The organism is Rhodobacter sp. JA431 (assembly GCF_900217725.1).
GTDB lineage: Bacteria > Pseudomonadota > Alphaproteobacteria > Rhodobacterales > Rhodobacteraceae > Rhodobacter > Rhodobacter aestuarii.
This window is the reverse complement of sequence record NZ_OBMP01000001.1, coordinates 108,857-130,372: the sequence shown is the minus strand read 5'-3', so window position 1 is coordinate 130,372 and position 21,516 is coordinate 108,857. Positions and strand designations below refer to the sequence as shown.

Sequence of the window (21,516 nt, the reverse complement as noted above, 5' to 3'; positions counted from 1 at the left end):
CGATGGACGACACGAACGAGACCCTTCCCGAAGCCCCGGAAGACACCGCACCCAACGCAACTGGGCAGGGGAAGGAAGGTCTATCGGGAGAGGCCGGAACGCCTTCTGCCGAGGTGGGGCAGCCTCCGCTTCTTATGATGGAAGATCCTGCTGTAGGACCGCAGGCTGTCGTTGCCATTGGGGCTTCTGCCGGTGGGCTTGATGCGCTTGAGCGGCTGTTTTCCGGTCTGCCGTCCAACACGGGCGCGGCCTATGTGGTGATCCAGCATCTGTCGCCCGATCATAAATCGATCATGGCCTCGCTCTTGGCGCGCCATACCAAAATGCCGGTGGTGACGGTGGAAGATGAGATGGCGCTTGCGCCGAACTCGGTCTTTCTGATCCCGCCGGCCACGATCATGACGCTGGAGGGGCGGCATTTGCGGCTTGCGCCCAAAGATCGCCGCGTGCTCTCGCTGCCGATTGATGCGTTTTTCACCTCGATGGCGGCGGGCTATGGCGACCGCGCTGTGGCAGTGGTGCTTTCGGGCACGGGGTCTGATGGCACGCGCGGGGTTTCTGCGGTGCATGCGGCGGGCGGGGTCGCGATTGCGCAAGACCCGCGCGATGCGCGCTTTGATGGTATGCCGCGCTCGGCCATCGCGACAGGCTTCATTGACAGTTCGATGAATATCGACCGGATCGGGCCGTGGATTGCCGATTATCTTGTGCGCCGCCCGGCTTTGGCTGCGGCGGCTGCGGCGGATGCGGCCGATGGGCCGAAAACCGGGGCTGACAGCAAATCCGCCTTGCCGCGCCAGTTTGAAGGGCTGGAGCCGCAGGAGGCTTTGGGCCGGATTGTCGAAATTCTTTCGCTTTCGGGCGAGGTGAATTTCACCGATTACAAAGCGGGCACGGTGCAGCGCCGGATTGAGCGGCGCATGGGCGTGCGCCAGATCACGGAGCTTTCCTCTTACCTTGAACTGCTAACGCAAGACCGTGCCGAATTGGCCACTTTGCGCCGCGAAATGCTGATCCCGGTCACCTCGTTCTTCCGCGATCCTGAGTCTTTTGCGGAACTTTCTGAGCGTGTGATCGAGCCTTTGGTGGCCGAGGCGGCTGTGGGCTCCACCTTGCGGGTGTGGTCGGCGGGCTGCGCCACGGGCGAAGAAGCTTATACGATCGCGATGCTTTTCTTTGATGCGTTTGAGCGGGCAGGGCGCTGGCCAACGCTGAAGATTTTCGCCACCGACGTGGAGCCGGTGAATATTGAACAGGCGGCGACTGGGTTTTACCCCGAAACCATCGCCGCCGATCTGCCCAGCACCTTCTTGGAGCGGTTCTTTACGCCGCGTGGGGGCCAGTTTGTGGTGCGGCCTGAATTGCGCCAATCCATTGTTTTTGCGCGCCATAACCTACTTTCCGACCCGCCGTTTACGCGGATGGATTTGGTTAGCTGTCGCAACACACTGATCTATCTGCGCCCCGAGGCGCAAGAGCGCGCGCTGAAGCGGATGCATTACGCCTTGCGCCCCGGCGGCTATCTGTTCCTTGGTGGGTCTGAGGCGCTGGTGCAGGTGCAAGACGATTTCACCGTGCTTTCGGCGCGCCACCGGATTTGGCAGGCGCAGCGCTCTGGCTCGGCGCCGCTCACGGATCGGAAAACCGGGCTTTACGTCAACCCGCGCCCGCCGCGCAGCCGGAGCGAAAATGCGCCGCAAACCGCGATGGAGCGGGGTTTTGCGGCGCTGCAAAAAGCCTATGCGCCGCCGCCGTCTTTGTTGATCAACGCACGCCATGAAATCTTGCATTCTTATGGCGATATCAGCGGTTTTATGAAGCTGCGCGAGGGTGTGGCCACGCTTGAGATCGGGCGGATGCTGATTGAGCCGCTTCTGCCCGTGGCCTCGGCGCTTTTGTTTAAGGCCGCGCGGCTGGGCGAAGAAGCGATGTCCGACCCGCTGCACTTGGCCGAGGGTGTCGCCGGGCCGGAGCCGTTTTGGGTGCGGCTGAAGGTGATGCCAGTGGCTGCGCAGCAAGAAGCGGTCGCGGACGATGTGAAGCTTTACCTGCTCTCCTTTGAGACGGTGCCCTCGGACGAAGATGATGTGCCCGCGATCGACATTGACCGCGAGGTGGGCGCACGCATTGAAATGCTGGAGGCCGAACTCGCGATGACGCGCGAGAGCCTGCAGGCGATGATCGAGGAACTTGAGACCTCGAACGAGGAATTGCAGGCCACCAACGAAGAGATGATGGCCTCAAACGAGGAACTGCAATCGGCCAACGAGGAGTTGCAGTCGGTCAACGAAGAACTGAACTCGGTCAACGCCGAATACCAAGAAAAGATCGACCTGCTGAACCGCTCCAACGCTGACCTTGATAGCCTGACGCGGATCATGGCGATGGGGGCGATCTTTGTGGATGCCGATCTGCGGGTGACCCGGTTTAGCCCCGATGCGGTGGATTTGTTCCGCATCCGCGATGTGGATATTGGCCGACCCTTGGGTGATATCACGCATCGGCTCGACTATGCCGCGCTGCTCGACGATTTGCGCCGCACGATCAAGGGCCAGACCCGGACCGAGCGCGAGGTGACCGGGCTCAACGGGCGCCATTATCTGGTGCGGATGCTGCCCTATAAGGTGCCGTCGTCTGCGGCACAGGGTGTGGTGCTGACCTTTGTGGACATCACCCAGACGCGCAACTTGCAGCTATTGCAGGCGGTGATCGACGGTCTCGCCGAGCATGTCGCCGTGCTGGATCACAAGGGCGACATTATGCTCGTCAATGCCGCATGGACCCGTTTTGCCGCTGAAAACGGTGATCCGGGAAGCGAGCATACCGGGGTTGGTGTCAATTATGTGGGGCATTGCGATCTGGGCGATACGGCCATTGATAGTGGCTACGCGACCCGTGCGGTGGATGGCATTCGCGCGGTTTTGCAAGGCCGCTTAAGCCGGTTCTCGCTCGAATATCCTTGCGATGCGCCCGATTGCCCGCGCTGGTTCGTGATGCATGTGCGCCCGCTTGATGATCCGATCCAAGGCGCGGTGGTCAGCCATATTGAGATCACCCGCTGGCGCGAAAACAGTTCTGAGGAGCCCGCTGTGACATGAGTGAACGCCCCCCTGCGCAAGGTTCGACGGCAAGGCCGGTTCGCACCACAGCGGAGGAGGGGAGGTTTGGTCGTCAAGGCGCCTCGATCGATACGCAATTCGAGCAAGTTGAAACGCTGGTTGCCCACGCTGGCATGGCCGATGGGGTTGGCCGAATGTTGGCGCGGCTGCGCGTGCATGTGGCCGAGCAATCCATGGCGATGCTGGATTTGCTGGAACATGATCTGCGCCAACGTGCTGAAATGCAGGAATTGCGCGATCTTCTGGAACTGATGCCAGTGCCCGTCTTGTGCATCGGTCCGGGGTTGGATTTGCATTTTGCCAATCGGGCGGGACAGGCGTTCTTTGGGGCGCGGTGGCGCGATGATGGCGCGGCAGCCCTGCGCCATGCGTTGACCCGCCAGCAAGCAGCACGGCTTGTGGCGCGTCTGCCTGCGGATGAGGGCACTCAACTGAGCGCCGATGATCCGCTCGGTGCGCTCGTGTTGCATGTGGCTTCGGATAAGGACCAGACGGTCGCAGTTCAGCTCAGCGCCTTGCGCTGCCGCAAAAGCCATCCAGCGGCCGAGCCCAGATGGTGGCTTGTGTTGGACCCCGCCGGGGAAGGCATCGGGCCCGAGGTGGATTTGTATCGCCACCTTTTGGATGCCTCGCCAGATCCCCTTTGTGTGGCAGATACCGAAGGCCGGATGCTTGAGGTCAACAGCGCTTATCTGGCGCATCTTGGGCGCAATGCGGTTGATGTGATCGGCCATATGCGGCGCGAGTTCATGCCGCTGATTGATGCTTTGAAGCACGATCAGCTAGATGCGCGGGTGCGCGCCACGCAAAGCCCCTTTTCGTTTGAAGAAACGCGTTCCAGTGGCAGCCTGTTTGAGGCTGGCAGTCGGGTGCGCGTCGAAAAGCGTCCGCTGTTTGACGCGGCCGGGCAGGTCATGGGCATTGTCACTCAATCGCGGGATGTGACCGAGGAACGGCGGGTCAGTGAGCTTGCCGATATGGTTTTTGAGTATGCAAGCGATGCGATTGCGCTGACCAATCCGGACCTAAGGATCTTGCGCGTTAACACGGCTTTCGAGCAGTTGGCAGGCTTTGGCTTTGCACAAATTGACGGGCGTCCGTTGGTCGATTTGTTGTTCGACACGGGCGGCGCACGGCTGCGCGGGGACACTGGGCTTGCGATGCAATTGCGCGATACGCTCGCGAATGGCACCGACTGGAGCGGCGAGATAGCCCTGCGCAGTTCAGAGGGGCGGATTGTGCCCTGCTTGGGGCGGGTGTCGCGTTTGGCCGATGCCTCTGGAACAGTGCTTGGCTACGTCGCGTTTCTGTCGGACATGAGCCAATTGCGCCAGGCTAAGGCCGACAATCGACGGCTGGCCAATTTTGACTTGTTGACCGGTTTGCCAAACCGCCCCTTTTTGTCAGAGCGGATTGATGGCGGCATCGCTTCGGCCGAGCAGCGCGGGCGAGGCTTGGCGGTTTTGTTCCTTGATCTGGACGGGTTCAAGGCGGTCAACGACTCGCTGGGCCATGACATTGGGGACCTTCTCCTCAAGGCGGTGGCGCGGCGGTTGCAGATCGCGGTCGACGGGCAACAGTTTGTGGCGCGGATCGGCGGGGATGAATTCGTGATCTTGCTGGAAGGCGCATTGGCCGATCAGCCAGAGGCTTTCGCGCGTGCGCTTTTGGCGGATTTGGCGCGCCCGCTGGATTTGCCGGGGCTGCATGAATACCACCCTGCAGGCTCAATCGGGATCGCCTCTTACCCGGCGCATGGTGACAGCCGGGAAACGCTTTTGCGCAACGCCGATTTGGCAATGTATGAAGCCAAGCGCGCGCATGGCTCTGTGGTGCTTTACGAACATGAGATGGGGGTGAAAGCGCTGCGCGAATTGGAGTTGCGCACGGCGCTTTCTCGCGCGGTGGAACGGGGCGAGTTGGTGCTGCATTATCAGCCGCTCTTTCGTCTGGCAGATCGTAGCCTTTACGGGGCAGAGGCGCTTTTGCGCTGGAACCGACCGGGCGTTGGTCTGGAGAAGCCCGGAGATTTCATGCCCGTGGCAGAGCGCGCTGGCCTAATGCCGATGCTGGATCGTTGGGTTTTGCGTGAAGCCGTTGCCCAGCTTTCTAAATGGCGCGATGCGGGGGCCTTGCATGAAGGGTTCAAGCTTTCGATCAACCAAACCGCGGCGGATCTGGCCGAACCCGGATGGGCCGAGGCGCTGACGGATGCTTTGGTGCACGCGCATCAATGCGCCCCCGGTGCGCCACCGCTCGGCTTGCAAATTGAACTGACCGAAGAGCAACTGGCGCATGGGATGCCCGGTGCCGTAGAAACTCTGATGCGGCTGCGCACGATGGGAGTGCGGCTTGCGATTGATGATTTTGGCACGGGATATTCGAGCCTTGCCTACTTGACCCGGCTGCCGGTTTCGATGCTCAAGATCGCATCGGAATTCGTGCGCGACATCGAAAAAGATCCCAATGCGCAGTTGATCGTGGAAACCATCACCGGGCTTGCGCAACAATTTGGCTGCGCCACTTTGGCCGAGGGGATCGAAACCGAGGACGAGGCGCGTTTGCTCGACTCGATGGGCTGCGAATTGGGGCAGGGGTTCGTTGTCAGCCCTGCCTTGCCGCTAGCCGAGTTTGAGCGCCTGTTTTTGCGACCGCAGGCGCCCAAAACCTGAGCAAAGCCGCCTGTTGCGCCGCCCGAGCCTTGGCAGCACGCCGATGCGCTCTATCCTCAAGAAAAGCACGCATCGGCTTTTCATGCGTCTGCACCGATTTTCCAACCATGAAGAGGCCTGACGAATGACGACCTCAGACACTTCAAAGACTGAGATGGACACCACCAAACCTGCCAGCACGATGGCGGCAGGGCGCGGGATAGGAAATACCTATAGCTATGGCATCGCCATTGGCATCGCGCTCGCCATCGGCGGGTTTGAGATGGCGTGGAACGTTCATGCCCGCAATACCGCCATGACGATGGCAGGGATCACGATTTCGGTCGATGGCAGCGGTTGTACACCCTCTGCGCTCAAAATGCGTTCGGGCACAGCGACTTACAATATCGTCAATCGCTCCGCCCAGCCGCTCGATTGGCAAATCTTGCGCGATGGCGAGGTGGTCGCCGGACAAACGAGCATCGCCCCGGGCACCGCCGCCGCCGTCACCCAAGAGATGATCGCAGGAGACTACCAACTCATTTGCGGCTCGACCGCTGCGCCGAAGGGGGAGATCGAAGTCTTGCCTGTGACGATCATCCAGCGTTGAGTGGCTTGCGAAAAGGCGAAGGATTGGACGGGCGCGGCCAAGGCTGCGCCCGTTTTGTTTCACGCCGATCTTATCGACATGCCGATGAAACGATGAATCTCACGTTCAAATATATTTGTTGACTAAATCACTTTGAAAAAGTATCCGACAGGAAAAGTAAGAAATGTCGGAGCCGTCATGCTTGCCCCCTTGTTGATCATGCTGCGCGAAGGGCTAGAGGCCGCGCTGGTGGTGGCGATCATTGCCACCTATCTCAAGCGCACCGGGCGCGGCGCGTGGATCAAAACGATCTGGGTGGGGGTGCTCTTTGCGGTGGCGCTGTCGCTTTTTGTCGGCGCGGGGCTTCAGGCGATGCAGGCGGGCTTCCCGCAGCGTGCGCAAGAGGCGTTTGAAGCGGTGGTCGCTTTTATCGCCGTGGGCGTGCTGGTGTGGATGGTGTTTTGGATGCGCGCCGCTGCCCGTTCGATCCGCGACACGCTGGAAAGCGGGGTCGAGGCGGCCTTTGCGCGCGCGGGTCCGGGGCAGGGCACCGTTTGGGCGTTGATTGCGATGTCGTTCTTTGCGGTGGCGCGCGAAGGGCTGGAATCGGTTTTCTTCCTGCTCGCGATCTTCCAGCAAGCGCCGGGGCCAGAGGCACCTTTGGCTGCGCTGGCCGGGATTGTTCTTTCCATCGCGCTCGGTTGGGGCATTTACGCGGGCGGCTTGCGGCTCAACCTGCGGCTTTTCTTCCGCGTTTCGGGGCTCTTTATCCTTTTTGTGGCGGCGGGGCTGTTTTCGGGCGGGCTGCGCAGCCTGCATGAGGCGGGGCTGTGGAACCTTGCGCTCACCCCCGCATGGGATCTTAGCCAAGTGTTGCCGATGTCTTCGGTCTTGGGCTCCATCCTTGCCGCGCTCTTTGGCTATCACGAAACCCCCGGCCTTGGTGAAGTGCTGGCTTGGGCGGTGTTCTTGGCGCTGACCTTGCCGTTCTTCCTGCGCCCCGCCCCCGTTGCCCAACCGCAAGAGGCTTGATCCATGACCACGTCTGACCAACAGGCCCCGTCGGGCAAATTGACGAACACGTTGATCGCCGCAGGTGTGATCGCGACGATGGGCGGCATTGGGATTTTCTGGAGCGTGTCTGCGGGCATCAATCCGGTTGCAGACGATGCGACGGTGATTACCGTCGATGGCAACACCTGCGCGCCTTTCGCGCTTGAACTGCCCGCCGGTAAAACGACCTTCCAGATCATCAACGCCTCGGATCGGCCCTTGGAATGGGAAATTCTGGATGGGGTAATGGTGGTAGCCGAGCGTGAAAACATTGCTCCGGGTTTTTCCGCCAGCCTGACCGAAGTGCTCAAACCCGGCAGCTATGAAATCACCTGTGGTCTTTTGTCAAACCCGCGCGGCAGCCTTGAAGTGCTCCCCACCGCAGCCAGTGAAGCGGCGCGGACGGCCCCGCCAGTAGCCGAATTTGTTGGCCCCTTGGCCGAGCGGCAAGTGCAATTGATGCGTGCAGGTTCCAAATTCTCCAAATCTACCAAAGCCTTGCATGCGGCATTGGTGGCCGGTGATTTGGATGGTGCGAAAACCGCATGGCTGAGCGCCGCGCAAGATTGGGCACGGCTTGGCTCGGTGTCTTTGCGCGCGGCAGATTTGACAAACCGTATCGCGCCACATCCCGAAATGCTGGTGGATGGCGAGACTGATCCCGGCTTCATCGGGCTCACTCGGATCGAATATGCGCTGTTTTCCCAAGGCTCGGCTGCAGGTCTTGCCCCGGTGGCTGAGGCCTTGGTCGAAGATGCAAGCGCTTTGCAAGCCCGGATCAAAGCCGTGAAAGCTGCCCCTGCAGATATGGCGGCGGATGCTGCGAAACAGGCACGTATTCTGGCCGAGGGGCAAATTGCGGCGGGGCTGTCGCGCCATGCGCGGGCGGATGCCGCTTTGCTCGGCGCGGCGCTCGACGGGCTCAAACGCTCTATGGCCGCAGAACTGCCGCTGATTGCCGGGGCGGATGCTGCATTGGCCCAAGCCATTGAGGCCGCCTTTGGCGCGGCGGAAGAGACTGTCACCGCAACCCCCTATGACCCTGCCGCCAGCGCCACTGCCTTTGGTGCCTTGGCCGATGCGCTTTCACGGGTCAACCGGGCCTTGTCGTTGGAGATTTAAAATGTCCGAGATGAACGAAAGCCGCCGAGCCCTGCTCAAGGGGCTGGGCTTGGGGCTTGCAACCTGTCCCTTCGCTTTGGGGGCGGCACAGGCGGAGACGGCGCAAGTCACAGCCGCACCGCAACAGGGCGTTGCTTCGGCGGAGGATAGGGTTTCGCCCTATGGGCTGCATCAGCCCGGTATTGCAACCAACCGCCCGGCGTGGGGCATGGTGGCAAGCTTTGATGCCATTGTAGACACGCCTGCGGATTTGGAGCGGTTATTGCGCCGCCTGACCGAGCGCATTCGTTTTCTGACAAGCGGTGGCGCGGTGCCCGAACTCGACCCGAAACTGCCGCCTGCCGATAGCGGCATTTTGGGTCCGGTGCTGCGCCCGGACGCACTCACCATCACGCTGGGCCTAGGGGCTTCGCTGTTTGAACGCCATCCTTGGCTGGCGCCGCATCGCCCCGCGCAATTGGTGCGGATGACCTCCTTCCCGAATGACGCGCTCGACGCCGATCAGTGCCACGGTGATATTGCACTGCAAATCTGCGCCAATACGCAAGACACGATCATCCATGCGCTGCGCGATATCTTGAAGAACCTGCCCGACCAATTGGTGCTGCGCTGGAAGCAAGAGGGCAATGTGCCGGTGATCGCGCCGCAACCGCCCGGTGTGGTGGAATCGGCGCGCAATTTCCTTGGCTTCCGCGATGGCTCGGCGAACCCCGACCCGGCGGATGCCGCGTTAATGGAGCGTGTGCTTTGGGTGCAGGGGCCGGGCTGGGCCGCAGGCGGCAGCTATATGGCGGTGCGCGTGATCCGCAATTTTGTCGAACGCTGGGACCGTGCGCCGCTTTTGGAGCAAGAGCGGATCATGGGCCGCACCAAAGTGACCGGCGCGCCGCTGGATCTGCCCAGTGGCAGCGAGGCCGACACCCCCGATTATGCCGCCGACACGGCGGGCGAAATGACCCCGCTTGATAGCCATATTCGGCTGGCGAACCCGCGCGATGCGGGCGGCGAACGGCATCTGATGCTGCGTCGTCCCTTCAACTATTCCAATGGGGTGACGCGTTCGGGCCAGCTCGATCAGGGGCTGTTGTTCATCGCCTATCAAGCGAGCTTGAACGAGGGCTTCATTGCCGCGCAAACGCGCCTCAATGGCGAACCTCTTGAAGAATATATCAAACCCGTTGGGGGCGGCTACTTCTTTGCCCCGCCCGGCTTTTCAAACGTCCCCAATGACTATCTTGGCCGTCAGCTGATCGACGCCATTGGCCGCACCCCAAGCAAGACCTGAGAAAGGATGCAACCGATGAAAACCCTGCCGCTTTTTGCTGCCCTTCTGGCCACGACCACCGCGCCCGCACTTGCCGAACAAGCGCCGCTCGACCTTGTTGGTCCGATTGCCGAGTACAAGCTCTATGTTTCTGAAAACACAGATATTCTGGTCGAGGAAACCCGCGCCTTCACCGAAGCGGTGAAAGCGGGTGAGATTGAAAAAGCCAAAGCGCTCTTTGCGCCCACCCGGCTGAGCTATGAGCGGATCGAGCCGGTGGCAGAGCTGTTTGCCGATCTTGATGCGCCGATTGATGCGCGCGCCGATGATTACGAACAGGCCGAGGCGGACCCGGAATTTACCGGTTTCCACCGTCTGGAATATGCGCTCTGGGTCGAAGGCAAGACTGACCATGTGACGGAAATCGCGGACAAGCTTCAGGCCGATATTGAAGAACTGGCCCGCCGGATCGACAGCCTGACCTTCCCGCCAGCTGTTGTTGTGGGCGGCGCGTCGGTGCTGATGGAAGAGGTGGCCGCCACCAAAATCTCGGGCGAAGAAGACCGCTATTCGCGCACAGATCTGTGGGATTTCCACGGCAACTTTGATGGCGCGTGGAAGATTGTCGAACTCTTTGCCCCGCATGTGGAAGACGAAGCCTTCCTGAACTCGGTCGAGGGCAACTTTGACAAGGTCCGCGATACGCTTGGCAAATACCGCGAGGGTGAGGGGTTCGTGAGCTACGAACACCTCAGCGATGAGGATCGCCGCCGTCTTTCGGCACTGGTCAACACGCTAGCGGAAGATCTTTCCACCCTGCGCGGCCGCCTTGGTCTGATCTGATCACATGAAAAAGGGCGCAGCCAAGGCTGCGCCCGTCGTTTTTGCAAAGGCTGGGCTTAGCCTTTTTTGACGGCTTTCAGCTTGTCGATGCCAAGCGCCTTCATCGCCGCCTTTTCATAGAAGGTTTCCGAGGTGCCACGGCGCAGCTTGTGCATGAAGTAGCGCTCAAACCCTTCTTTCGCCCAATGCACCCATTTGCCTTGCGCCGACCAGTTGACGTTGCGCGGCGGGATTTGCGGTTGCGCCACGAAGGCAATGCCTTGGTCGCCGAAGTCGGCCAGACAAACCGCGTTCCAAGTGCCGACCTCATCGGCCTCTAGCCCGCGCACGATCCGGCCCACGTTATGTGCGGTGGCGGTGACCATCGATTCAATCATGAAGCCGGTTTTCGGCACGCCGCAGGGCACCGGCGTCGGCACCACAGGCGGGATCGCCACACAAACGCCCACAGCAAAGACGTTTTTGTATTTCGGGTTTTGCTGGTGCTGATCCACGATCACAAAGCCGCGCGGGTTTACCAGCCCCTCAAGCCCCATCAGCGGTTTGATGCCGCGGAAGGCGGGCAGCATCATCGCATAGCCAAAGGGCATTTCTTTCTCGGCTTTGACGGAACCATCATCGTTGATTTCCTCAACGATCATCTTGCCGTCTTCGACCTTTTTGACGCGGCACGAGGTCATGTATTTGATGTGCTTCTCGCGCATGTTGGATTCGAGAAGGCCCTTCGTGTCGCCCACGCCATCAAGACCAAGGTGGCCCACATAGGGTTCCGAGGTGATGAAGGTCATCGGCACCTTGTCGCGGATTTTGGCTTTGCGCAGCGCGGTGTCGAGGATGAAGGTGAACTCATAAGCCGGGCCGTAGCAGCTTGCACCTTGCACCGCACCGATGATGATCGGGCCGGGGTTTTCGCAAAACCGCTCAAAGGCCACGCGCGCATCTTCGGCGTGGTCGATGTGGCAGATCGATTGGGTAAAGCCATCGGGGCCAAAGCCTTCGATCTCATCAAAGGCGAGTTCCGGGCCTGTGGCGATGACGATGTAATCGTAGCTGACCGATTGGCCATTGACCAATTCAACCCGGTTTTCCTCCGGATGCAGCTTTTCGGCAGCCACCGGAATGAAGTCGATATTTTTCTTTTTCATCGTCGGCGCAAGGTCGACGGTGATTTCTTTACGGCTCCGCCAGCCCACGGCGACCCACGGGTTCGAAGGCACAAAGTGGTAATGCGGGTCTTTGGTGATGACGGTGATCTTGTCTTCCTTGCGCACCTGTTCGCGCAATTCGTAGGCCATAATGGCGCCTCCAAGACCGGCGCCAAGAACCACGATATGAGCCATGCTGTCCCTCCCCTGAACTGGCTGTGGGCCAAAGCCCATTTTCATGCATATCTCTGAATATGAAGGGTGCGGCTGTCAAGCACGAGTTGCGAAGATGTGTCGCATTGCCTTCAAGGAAAACGAAAAAGGGTGGACATAAGTCCACCCTTCAACCTTAGCACGATTTTTTCGTTGGTCACTTCGGCATTTCAGCCGAAACGCCTTCCACGAAGAAATTCAGGCCCGCAAGCGCGCCATCATCGGGGGTTTCGCCTTCCGCCAACCAGACGCTCCCGTCTTGTTTGTTCAGCGGGCCGGTGAAGGGGTGGTATTCGCCCGAACCGATCATTTCGATCAGTTTTTCGGCTTCGGCTTTCACTTCGGCAGGGACGGCCTCGGTGATCTCACCGATTTTCACCATGCCGGTGCCAATGCCGCCCCAAGTCGCGTCGGCGCTCCAGGTGCCTTCGAGCGCGGCGGTGGCGCGTTCGACGTAATAGGGCGCCCAGTTGTCGATGGTCGAGGCGACACGCGGGCTCGGCATGAAGGCTTCCATGTCGGAGGCTTGGCCGAAGGTGTAGACGTTGCCCGCTTCTTGCGCTTTGGCCTGCGGCGCGGTCGAGTCGGTGTGTTGCAGCACGAAATCGCAGCCTTCGGCGATCAGCGCGGCGGCGGCATCGGCTTCTTTCGCCGGATCGAACCAGGTGTAGGCCCAGACCACTTTGATCTCCACATCCGGGTTCACCTTCTTGGCGTGGATGTAGGCGGCGTTGATGCCTTGGATCACTTCCGGGATCGGGAAGGAGCCGATATAGCCGATTTTGTTGGTTTTGGTCATGCGGCCCGCGATGGTGCCTTGGATTGCGCGGCCCTCGTAGAAGCGCGCATCATAGGTGCCAAGGTTTTCCGAGCGCTTGTAGCCAGTGGCGTGCTCGAATTTCACATTCGGGAATTTCGCGGCCACGTTGACGGTGGCATCCATGAAGCCAAACGAGGTCGCAAAGATCAGCTGGTTGCCTTCGAGCGCAAGCTGGGTCAGCGCGCGTTCGGCATCCGGGCCTTCCGGCACGTTTTCGATATAGGTGGTTTGAACCTTGTCACCGAGCGCTTCTTCGATCGCGCGGCGGCCCACATCATGCTGATACGACCAGCCCATGTCGCCCACGGGGCCAACATAGATGAAGCCGATTTTCAGCGGCTCATCCGAGGCCCAAGCGGGCAGGCCGAGCCCGGCAAGCGTCGCGGTGGCGGCGGTGGTTTTCAGAAAGGATCTGCGGTCCATGGGAACTTCCCTTGCTTTGGGCGGCATCGCCCGGGTGGTTGCCTCGCATGAGGCGGGGTTTGTGCCTCAGTTGGAGGCGTGGAACGACCGCCCTAGCGCCGCCGGCGCGGCCGGGGCTCCGTGGCGGTGGGTGGCAGACAAAATCACCAGCACAAGCACGGTGATGACATAAGGGGCCATCGACAGAAGGTGAACCGGGATCGCATAGCCCGCGGCCTGAAGCTGGAGTTGCAGCGCGGTGATGCCGCCAAAGAGGTAAGCGCCAATCAGCACCCGCTCGGGCTTCCAGCTGGCAAAGACCACGATGGCTAGCGCAATCCAGCCCGCGCCAGCGGTCATGCCCTCGGTCCATTGCGGCACGCGCACAAGGCTGAGGTAAGCCCCCCCCATGCCCGCAAGCGCGCCCCCAAAGGCCAGCGCGGCAAACCGCACCGCAATCACCCGATAGCCAAGCGCATGGGCGGCATCATGGTTTTCGCCTACGGCGCGGATGATCAGCCCCATGCGGGAGTATTTGAGAAAAGCCCAAGTCACCGCGACAAGGATCAGGGAGAGATAAACCACCCAGTCATGGTGGAAGAGGATCGGGCCAAGCACCGGCATATCGCTTAAGGGGCCAAGGTCGATCTTGGTGGTGGGCGGCGGGCGAATGCCCTCAAACCCTTTGCCAAAAAGCGCCGAAAGCCCCAAGCCAAAAAGCGTGAGCGCAAGGCCCGTGGCGGTTTGGTTTGAGAGCAAAATCTGCGTAAGCAGCGCAAACAGGCTGGCCAAAAGCGCCCCGGCAATCGCCCCGCCGATAAAGCCCAAAACGGGGCTGCCGGTGGTGACGGCGGTGGCAAAACCCGCCACCGCGCCCAAGATCATCATGCCTTCCACGCCAAGGTTCAGCACACCCGCCTTTTCGGCCACAAGCTCGCCCGTGGCCGCCAGCAAAACCGGTGTCGATGCCGCCATCAAAGCGGCAATCAGGGTGACGATATCAATGCCGCCGATCATGCGCGCTCCCTCCCGAGGCGAAGACGGTAATGCGTTAGCAGGTCGAATCCCAAGAGGAAAAACAAAAGCATCCCTTGGAACACCTGAATCGCCGCTGTGGGCAGGCCGAGCATCAATTGCGCCATGTCCCCGCCAATGTAGGTGAGCGCCATCAAAAGCCCGGCAAGCAAAATGCCCACCGCATTCAGGCGGCCCAGAAAGGCGACGATGATCGCGGTGAAGCCATAGCCCGCGTTGAAACTATCGGTGATTTGCCCGTTGGGCCCGGCGACCTCGAAAAGCCCTGCAAGACCTGCCAGCGCGCCCGAAAGGCCAAGACAGAACATCACCAGTTTTGCGGGCACAACGCCCGCAAACCGCGCGGCCCGCGGGGCCTCGCCCGCGGTGCGGATGCGAAAGCCCGCGATATGGCGTTGCATCAGCACATAAGTGGCAATCACCGCCAAAAATGCCGCCACCACGCCCCAATGCATGCCGGTGCCGGTGATCAGTTCGGGGTTATGGGCGGAAGGGTATTGTTGCAGGTTGCGCGAGCCGGGAAAGCCGTAGCCGTCCGGGTTTTTAAGCGGGCCAAAGGCGGCATAAGCCAAAAAGTTTTGCGCCACATAGACCAGCATCAGCGAAACAAGAATTTCCGAGGTGCCAAAAGCGGTTTTCAAAAGTGCCGGGATCATCCCCCAAAGCCAGCCGCCAAGCGCGCCTGCCACCACCATCGCCGGGAACAGCAAATGGCTTTCCGCCGGATAGGCCGCCAGCGCAACAGAGGCCCCCGCGAGCGCCCCCATGATATACTGGCCCTCGGCCCCAATGTTCCAAATGCCCGCACGAAAGCCCACCGCAAGCCCGGAGGCGATCAGGATCAGCGGGCCCGCTTTCACCAGCAATTGGCCCCGGAAATAGGCCGCATTCGGACCAAAGAGCGGATCATAAAAGATCACCTTGATCGCGGCGATCGGGTCTTTGCCCAAAGCGGCAAACAGAATTCCCCCCGCCACCATCGTGGCAAACACGGCCAAAAGCGGCGTGGCATAGGCCCAAAATTGCGACGGCGTGGGGCGTTTGACGAGGGTGATCATCGTACCGCCTCCTGCATCCCATGCGCGCCGCCGAGCATTAGGCCAATCTCTTCCATACTTAGCCCCTCGGTCGGGCGCGGGGCGGAAAGCCGCCCCTCGTTCAAGGCACAGAAGCGGTCCGATATTTCCATAAGTTCATCAAGGTCTTGGCTGATCACGATCACCGCTGCCCCCTTGGAGGCCAGATCAAGAAGCGATTGCCGGATCGAGGCGGCGGCGGCGGCATCCACCCCCCAAGTCGGCTGGTTCACCACCAACACTTCGGGCGCTTGCAGCACCTCGCGGCCAATCACGAATTTCTGCAAATTGCCGCCAGAGAGCGCGCGCGCGGCCACATGCGGCCCCGGTGTGCGCACGTCAAAGCCCGATATGATCTCTTCGGCAAAGCGCTTCGCCGCGCCCATGTTCAAAAATCCATTGCGGGTAAGCGGGCGGCGCACGGTCCCGGTGAGGATCGCGTTTTCCGTGAGGCTCAGGTTTGGCACAGCGGCATGGCCGAGCCGTTCTTCCGGCGCAGCCAGAAGCCCCAAACGGCGCCGATCATTCGGCCCCAAATCGGCAATGTCTTGGCCATGGAGGCTGACCGTGCCGGGGGCAGAAGGGCTTTCCCCTGAAAGGGTGGAAAGGAGCTCTTCCTGCCCGTTGCCCGCCACACCGCCAATGCCGAGCACCTCGCCCGCCGCCAAGGTGAAAGACACATCTTTCAGCGCCGGGCCAAACTGGCTCATGGGCGCAAGGTTGAGATGCGCGACCTCAAAGATTTTTGCGCCAAGTTTGCGGCCTGCACGGTCGGTCGCGGCAAACTCGCCGCCCACCATCAGTTCTGCCAATTCGCGGGCCGAATTTTCGCGCGGGGTGCAGCTGGCGACCACCTTGCCGCCGCGCAAGATCGTGGCGCTGTCGCAGAGGCTACGAATTTCCTCAAGCTTATGGGAAATATAAAGGATCGCCGTGCCTTCGGCTGCGAGCTTGCGCAACGTGCCAAACAGAATTTCCACCTCTTGCGGCGTCAGCACAGAGGTGGGCTCGTCCATGATCAGGAGCTTCGGGTCTTGCAAAAGACAGCGAATGATCTCCACCCGTTGCCGTTCGCCTGCCGACAAATCGCCGACCGTGCGCGCGGGATCAAGCGGCAGACCATAGGCGGTGGAAATCTCATGAATGCGGCTGGAAAGCGCGCGCATCGGTGGCGGGTTTTCCATGCCCAAAGCCACATTTTCCGCCACGCTCAGCGCTTCAAATAGCGAAAAATGCTGAAACACCATCGCCACGCCAGCGGCGCGGGCGGCGCGCGGTTCGGGCGGCGTATAGGGCGCGCCTTGGAACTGCATCGTTCCGGCATCGGGCTTCACAAGGCCATAGATCATCTTGACCAGTGTGGATTTGCCCGCGCCATTTTCCCCCAAAAGCGCGTGAACTTCCCCCGGTGCGACCTGAAAGCCGACCCCGTCATTTGCCACGACGCCCGGATAGGCCTTCGTCAGCCCTTCGATCTTGAGCAATGCTCCCGTCACCCGGTGCATCCTTCTTTTGCGGCCGTTCCGGCTCTGATGTTGCGTTCTCTCAGTAGCGCGGCGGCGACCGAAATCGCAATGGCCTGTGGTGCCTTTCCAAGCAAAGGGTCGCCTATCGGGCAGGCAATGCGCGATATTTGGGCGGAAGAATGGCCAAGTTCCGTAAGGCGACGCTGAAATCTTGACCATTTGGTCTGCGAGCCAATCAGCCCGCAACCCGCGAATCCCCTGCCCAAAATGCGGTGGCAAAGTTCCAAATCGAGCGCATGGGAAAAGGTGACAATCAGGTGCCGGGCCTGAGGCGGGGCGAGGCTCACCAGATCGGCGGGGTTTTCTGCGATGAGGGGCGTGACATTGGGCGGCAACGTTTCGGGGAATCGTTCCGCTCCGGTATCGGCCCAAGAGATCGCCCAATCGGGCAGGGGGGAAAGCACAGTAACAAGCGCACGCCCGACATGGCCTGCGCCCCAAATCCAAAGCGGGTCGGGCGGCGGGGCGATTGGCTCAATCAGCCAGCCCTCGCGCAGCACGGGGGCTGTGAGTGCGCCGCGCCGCGCTTCGGCCAAGGCTTTGCGGATGGCCAAGGGCATATCTGGCGGACCCCCAAAAGGGCGGGCGAAAGCGGGGCCGTCGATTTTGGCAAGTGTTTCGGCGTTTACGGGTTCAAACGCCAAGGTCACAGCGCCCCCACAGCATTGCCCCATATCTGGCCCCAGCGCGAAACGCTCCACTTTCGGCGCGCGCAGGCCGCGGGCGCGGGCAATCGCTTCATATTCCAGTGTGCCGCCGCCAATCGTGCCCTGCGTGTGATCGGCCCAAACCAACATTTCTGCCCCCGGTTCGCGCGGGGCTGAGCCTTTGACCTCTATCACCAAAACCCGCACGAACGGGCCGTGCGTGGTAGCCTCAGTCAACAGATCAAGCCGTAAGCTCATGCCCGTCCCTCGGCGCGGTGCACGGCAGCCAAGACCGCTTCGGGCGTGGCGGGAGCTTGCAAATCAGGCCAATGCGGCCCGCAAGCGGCGCAAGCCTCCCCGAGCGCCAGAAAGGCCGAAATACCAAGCATGAACGGCGGTTCGCCCACCGCTTTGGACCGAAAGATTGTATCTTCGCGGTTGGGCACATCGTGCAGCGCCACATTGAAGATGCGTGGCCGATCCGAACAGGCGGGGATTTTATAGGTCGAGGGCGCATGGGTCATCAGCCGCCCTTTGCCATCCCACACCAGTTCCTCGGTGGTGAGCCAGCCCGCACCTTGCACATAGGCCCCCTCAACCTGCCCAATATCAAGCGCGGGGTTCAGGCTTGCGCCCGCATCATGCAAAATATCAGCCCGCAAAATCCGGTTTTCGCCGGTGAGCGTGTCAATCACCACCTCTGTCACTGCCGCGCCATAGGCAAAGTAAAGGAAGGGCCGCCCACGGCCCGCGACCCGGTCCCACGAGATTTTCGGCGTTGCGTAAAACCCGGTGGTCGAAAGCGAAATCCGCGCCTGATAGGCCGCTGAAATGACCTCTGCAAAAGGCCAAGACTTGCCCGCGGCCTTCACCGCATCACCTTCAAAAATTACCGTTTCTGGTGCGCAGCCTTCCCGCGCGGCCAAGAAATCAGCCAGCCGCCCGCGCAAGGTTTCACAAGCGGCTTTCACCGCCATCCCGTTCATATCCGCGCCGGACGAGGCCGCCGTGGCCGAGGTGTTGGGCACTTTTGCTGTATCAGTCGCGGTGATCCGCACGGTTTCAGGCGCAACACCCAAAACCGCACTTGCCACCTGTACCATCTTGCGATGTAGCCCTTGGCCCATTTCGGTGCCACCGTGATTGAGCGCGATGGAGCCATCGGAATAGATCTGCACCAAGGCACCCGCTTGGTTGAGATGGGTCAGCGTGAAGGAGATGCCAAATTTAACGGGAGAAAGCGCGATCCCCCGCTTCAATGTTGGATTTGTGCTATTCCAATCCGCTATTTCGGCTTTTCGAGCGGTATAATTGCTGGATTTTTGTAGCTTCTCGATCATCTCATGAAGCTGAAAATCATCGACTTCCTGCCCGTAATGGGTGGTTTGAACGGGCGCGGAGCCGGGGCGCGCGTAGAAATTGCGCCGCCGCAATTCTGCGGGCTCTAGTCCGATCACGCGGGCGAGATGATCCATCGCCCGCTCCATCCCCAACATGCCTTGCGGCCCGCCAAAGCCCCGAAAAGCTGTAGCGGATTGGGTGTTGGTGCGCAGCCGATGGCTTTCAATCCGCAGCGCGGGCACGAAATAGGAACTGTCGGCATGCAGCATCGCGCGGTCACAAACCGGTAGGCTCAGGTCTGGCGCCCAACCGCAGCGCGCCAGTTGCACAAAGTCGGCGCCCACAAGCTTCCCATCCGCATCGGCGCCAATCCGGTAACGGATGCGGAAATCATGCCGCTTGCCGGTGATGGTCATGTCATCATCGCGGTCATAGCGCATTTTGCACGGCCGCCCGGTGGCGCGTGCGGCCACGGCACAAGCAATCGCCAGATGGTTGCCTTGGCTTTCCTTGCCGCCAAAGCCGCCGCCCATGCGCCGCATTTCAACCCGCACATCGTGGAAAGCGAGCCCAAGCGCATGGGCCACTTTGTGTTGGATTTCAGAAGGATGCTGGGTGGAGCAATGCACCGTCACGCCCTCTTCGTCGGGCAGCGCGAGGGCCGATTGACCCTCTAGGTAGAAATGCTCTTGCCCGCCCATCTCAAACGCGCCTTCGGCAATATGCACGGCCGTTGCCAAGGCGGTGTCTACATCGCCGCGCGCCCAAGTGACGGGGCCGCCCTCAAACCAACTCTCGGCCGCAAGCGCTTGATCAATCGTAAGAATGGGCTCTTTGGGCGCATAGGTGATGCGTGCTTTACGCGCCGCAATGCGCGCTGCGCGATGGCTGGTGGCGGCGACCAAAAAGATCGGTTGGCCAAGGTAGTGCACCGTGCCCTCCGCCAAAACGGGCTCCGGTTCGGGCGCGGGGGAGGCGTCATTGGCATGCGGTAGATCTGCGGCGGTGAACACGGCCACCACGCCGGGGCTTTGCCGCACGGGGTCTAGGTCGACCGCGGTGATCGTGGCCGATGCTTCGGTCGACAGCCCAAAGGCCAAATGAAGCGTATCGGCAGGGCAGGGGATGTCATCCAGATAGCGGGCTTGCCCGGTCACATGCAGCCGAGCGGAGTCATGGGGGAGCGGTTTGCCAACACTCATGGCGTCACCTCCAATACCGAAACGGCAGCGCCCGAACGTTCGCGGCTGTAGCGCAAGGCCATCGCCTGCGCGGCATTCATGCGGTAGGCTGCCGAGGCGCGCATATCGCTCATGGGGGTGAAATCCTGCTCAAGTACGGGCAGCGCGGCGGCAAAGCTTTCTTCTGTGAAAGGTTGGTCGATCAAGGCGTTTTCAAAAGCTGTGGCGCGCTTCGGCACCCCTGCCATGCCGCCGAAGGCAACGCGTGCACTTTCAATAATCGAACCTGTAACGGTGATATTGAAGCATCCACAGACGGCAGAGATGTCTTGATCGAACCTTTTGCTCAGTTTGTAGCAAGCCAGATCAGGGGCTGCTTTGGGCAGCGTAACGCTTTCTACAAATTCCCCCGGCAACCGATCTTGTTTGCGATAATCGAGGAAGAAATCCTCAAGCGGCATGTTCCGGCGCACGTTCCCACGGCGCAGGGTAAGGCTCGCCCCCATCGCGATCAGCGCGGGCGGGCCATCGCCGATGGGCGAGCCATTGGCAATATTGCCGCCAATCGTCGCCACCTGCCGCACTTGTTCAGAGGCAAAGCGGCGCAACAGTACGGCCAAGGCCGGATGCGGCCCCTCGGCCCACGCGCGCAGCGCGGCGATGGTGACGCCAGCGCCGATTTCATAGCCGGCATCCGTTTCACTGATTTGCGTCAAGTCCCTGCAATGGCTCAAGAACGCGACTTCGGGCAGGTCGCGCAACTGCTTGGTGACCCAAAGCGCCACATCGGTGCCACCAGCAACCAAGGTCGCATCGGGGTGGGCTTCATACCAATCGGCCAGCTCATCTACGGTTTGCGGCAAAAAGGCAGGGTCTGTCTGCCCCGGCAACCCCGAAGATATTTGTGCAAAATCAAAGTTGAGATCACCTTGCATCCATTCCGGCACCGGCGCGTCCGCCGCCGCTTCCGCCGCGCGAATGATCGGCGCATATCCCGTGCAACGGCACAGGTTCCCAGCCAAAAGATCATCATAATCTGTGCGCCGGTTCGTATGCGCGGCGGCCATTGAAGTGATGAACCCCGGCGTGCAAAACCCACATTGGCTGCCGTGATGGTCGATCATCGCCTGTTGTACCGGGTGCAGTTCGCCTTTGGGACTCGCAACGCCTTCCACCGTGCGCAGCGCCTTGCCCGCCAATTGCGGCATCATCATCAGGCAGGCATTCACCGCGCGGGGACCGGTTTCATCGGTCACAATCACCGTGCAGGCGCCGCAATCGCCCTCGTTGCAGCCCTCTTTCGTTCCGGTGAGCCCCTCTGCGCGCAGCCAATCCAGCACGCTTTGCACGGGGGTCTTAACCGTCACCCGGCGGGTTTCTCCGTTGAGAAGAAACGCGATTTCCATGACATGTTCCGCCGCGATACCTGATTTTCGCCTCCCCGCTCGATGCGGCGTAGAACGGGGGCGCTCCCATCGGGCTAGCTTTG

At 60.9% G+C, this 21,516-nt stretch carries 15 protein-coding genes; 7 read left to right on the top strand and 8 right to left on the bottom strand.

Annotated elements, in window-relative coordinates; genetic code table 11:
- Positions 1 to 2 precede the first annotated feature (2 nt).
- From CRO18_RS00350 to efeO, 7 genes are all read left to right on the top strand, one after another.
- Positions 3 to 3,098, top strand: a complete 3,096-nt coding sequence (locus CRO18_RS00350) for a CheR family methyltransferase (protein WP_249275957.1) — start codon at positions 3 to 5, stop codon at positions 3,096 to 3,098.
- On the top strand, positions 3,095 to 5,791 hold the full coding sequence (locus CRO18_RS00345; protein ID WP_097080667.1) for an EAL domain-containing protein: 2,697 nt from the start codon (positions 3,095 to 3,097) through the stop codon (positions 5,789 to 5,791). Before CRO18_RS00350 ends, CRO18_RS00345 begins: the two co-directional genes overlap by 4 nt.
- A gap of 124 nt (positions 5,792 to 5,915) precedes the next feature.
- Positions 5,916 to 6,380 carry a cupredoxin domain-containing protein gene (locus CRO18_RS00340; RefSeq protein ID WP_143128578.1) on the top strand — a complete coding sequence of 155 codons (465 nt, stop codon included), beginning with the start codon at positions 5,916 to 5,918 and terminating at the stop codon, positions 6,378 to 6,380.
- A 177-nt stretch (positions 6,381 to 6,557) separates the two neighbouring features.
- A complete protein-coding gene (gene efeU / locus CRO18_RS00335) occupies positions 6,558 to 7,391 on the top strand; it encodes an iron uptake transporter permease EfeU (protein WP_097080665.1) in 834 nt (277 codons plus the stop codon).
- Positions 7,392 to 7,394: 3 nt separating this feature from the next.
- Positions 7,395 to 8,534, top strand: coding sequence for a cupredoxin domain-containing protein (locus tag CRO18_RS00330; RefSeq protein WP_097080664.1), 1,140 nt, complete (start codon positions 7,395 to 7,397; stop codon positions 8,532 to 8,534).
- 1 nt (position 8,535) lies between these two features.
- On the top strand, positions 8,536 to 9,819 hold the full coding sequence (gene efeB / locus CRO18_RS00325; protein WP_097080663.1) for an iron uptake transporter deferrochelatase/peroxidase subunit: 1,284 nt from the start codon (positions 8,536 to 8,538) through the stop codon (positions 9,817 to 9,819).
- A gap of 15 nt (positions 9,820 to 9,834) precedes the next feature.
- Positions 9,835 to 10,641 (top strand): iron uptake system protein EfeO, encoded by an 807-nt coding sequence (gene efeO, locus CRO18_RS00320; RefSeq protein ID WP_097081079.1) that lies wholly within the window; start codon positions 9,835 to 9,837, stop codon positions 10,639 to 10,641.
- Positions 10,642 to 10,697: 56 nt separating this feature from the next.
- Here efeO and CRO18_RS00315 read toward each other — a convergent pair whose 3' ends face one another.
- The 8 genes from CRO18_RS00315 to xdhA form a co-directional block, all read right to left on the bottom strand.
- On the bottom strand, positions 10,698 to 11,981 hold the full coding sequence (locus CRO18_RS00315; protein ID WP_076484125.1) for an NAD(P)/FAD-dependent oxidoreductase: 1,284 nt from the start codon (positions 11,979 to 11,981) through the stop codon (positions 10,698 to 10,700).
- A 175-nt stretch (positions 11,982 to 12,156) separates the two neighbouring features.
- Positions 12,157 to 13,242, bottom strand: a complete 1,086-nt coding sequence (locus CRO18_RS00310) for a BMP family ABC transporter substrate-binding protein (RefSeq protein ID WP_076484124.1) — start codon at positions 13,240 to 13,242, stop codon at positions 12,157 to 12,159.
- 66 nt (positions 13,243 to 13,308) lie between these two features.
- On the bottom strand, positions 13,309 to 14,238 hold the full coding sequence (locus tag CRO18_RS00305) for an ABC transporter permease (protein ID WP_076484123.1): 930 nt from the start codon (positions 14,236 to 14,238) through the stop codon (positions 13,309 to 13,311).
- On the bottom strand, positions 14,235 to 15,314 hold the full coding sequence (locus CRO18_RS00300) for an ABC transporter permease (RefSeq protein ID WP_097080662.1): 1,080 nt from the start codon (positions 15,312 to 15,314) through the stop codon (positions 14,235 to 14,237). Before CRO18_RS00300 ends, CRO18_RS00305 begins: the two co-directional genes overlap by 4 nt.
- Entirely contained in the window at positions 15,311 to 16,828 is a 1,518-nt protein-coding gene (locus CRO18_RS00295; protein WP_097081078.1) for an ABC transporter ATP-binding protein, read from the bottom strand. Before CRO18_RS00295 ends, CRO18_RS00300 begins: the two co-directional genes overlap by 4 nt.
- Positions 16,825 to 17,763, bottom strand: a complete 939-nt coding sequence (xdhC, locus tag CRO18_RS00290; RefSeq protein WP_097080661.1) for a xanthine dehydrogenase accessory protein XdhC — start codon at positions 17,761 to 17,763, stop codon at positions 16,825 to 16,827. Before xdhC ends, CRO18_RS00295 begins: the two co-directional genes overlap by 4 nt.
- A complete protein-coding gene (gene xdhB / locus CRO18_RS00285; protein ID WP_097080660.1) occupies positions 17,760 to 20,048 on the bottom strand; it encodes a xanthine dehydrogenase molybdopterin binding subunit in 2,289 nt (762 codons plus the stop codon). Before xdhB ends, xdhC begins: the two co-directional genes overlap by 4 nt.
- The gene (gene xdhA, locus CRO18_RS00280; RefSeq protein WP_097080659.1) at positions 20,045 to 21,433 is read right to left on the bottom strand and encodes a xanthine dehydrogenase small subunit; all 1,389 of its coding nucleotides are present in this window, start codon (positions 21,431 to 21,433) and stop codon (positions 20,045 to 20,047) included. Before xdhA ends, xdhB begins: the two co-directional genes overlap by 4 nt.
- Between the last annotated feature and the right edge of the window lie 83 nt (positions 21,434 to 21,516).

Coding starts and splice junctions, on each gene's coding strand:
- CRO18_RS00350 (WP_249275957.1), top strand. CDS start 3: ATGGACGACACGAACGAGACCCTTCCCGAAGCCCCGGAAGACACCGCA.
- CRO18_RS00345 (WP_097080667.1), top strand. CDS start 3,095: ATGAGTGAACGCCCCCCTGCGCAAGGTTCGACGGCAAGGCCGGTTCGC.
- CRO18_RS00340 (WP_143128578.1), top strand. CDS start 5,916: ATGACGACCTCAGACACTTCAAAGACTGAGATGGACACCACCAAACCT.
- efeU (WP_097080665.1), top strand. CDS start 6,558: ATGCTTGCCCCCTTGTTGATCATGCTGCGCGAAGGGCTAGAGGCCGCG.
- CRO18_RS00330 (WP_097080664.1), top strand. CDS start 7,395: ATGACCACGTCTGACCAACAGGCCCCGTCGGGCAAATTGACGAACACG.
- efeB (WP_097080663.1), top strand. CDS start 8,536: ATGTCCGAGATGAACGAAAGCCGCCGAGCCCTGCTCAAGGGGCTGGGC.
- efeO (WP_097081079.1), top strand. CDS start 9,835: ATGAAAACCCTGCCGCTTTTTGCTGCCCTTCTGGCCACGACCACCGCG.
- CRO18_RS00315 (WP_076484125.1), bottom strand. CDS start 11,981: ATGGCTCATATCGTGGTTCTTGGCGCCGGTCTTGGAGGCGCCATTATG.
- CRO18_RS00310 (WP_076484124.1), bottom strand. CDS start 13,242: ATGGACCGCAGATCCTTTCTGAAAACCACCGCCGCCACCGCGACGCTT.
- CRO18_RS00305 (WP_076484123.1), bottom strand. CDS start 14,238: ATGATCGGCGGCATTGATATCGTCACCCTGATTGCCGCTTTGATGGCG.
- CRO18_RS00300 (WP_097080662.1), bottom strand. CDS start 15,314: ATGATCACCCTCGTCAAACGCCCCACGCCGTCGCAATTTTGGGCCTAT.
- xdhC (WP_097080661.1), bottom strand. CDS start 17,763: ATGAGCTTACGGCTTGATCTGTTGACTGAGGCTACCACGCACGGCCCG.
- xdhB (WP_097080660.1), bottom strand. CDS start 20,048: ATGAGTGTTGGCAAACCGCTCCCCCATGACTCCGCTCGGCTGCATGTG.
- xdhA (WP_097080659.1), bottom strand. CDS start 21,433: ATGGAAATCGCGTTTCTTCTCAACGGAGAAACCCGCCGGGTGACGGTT.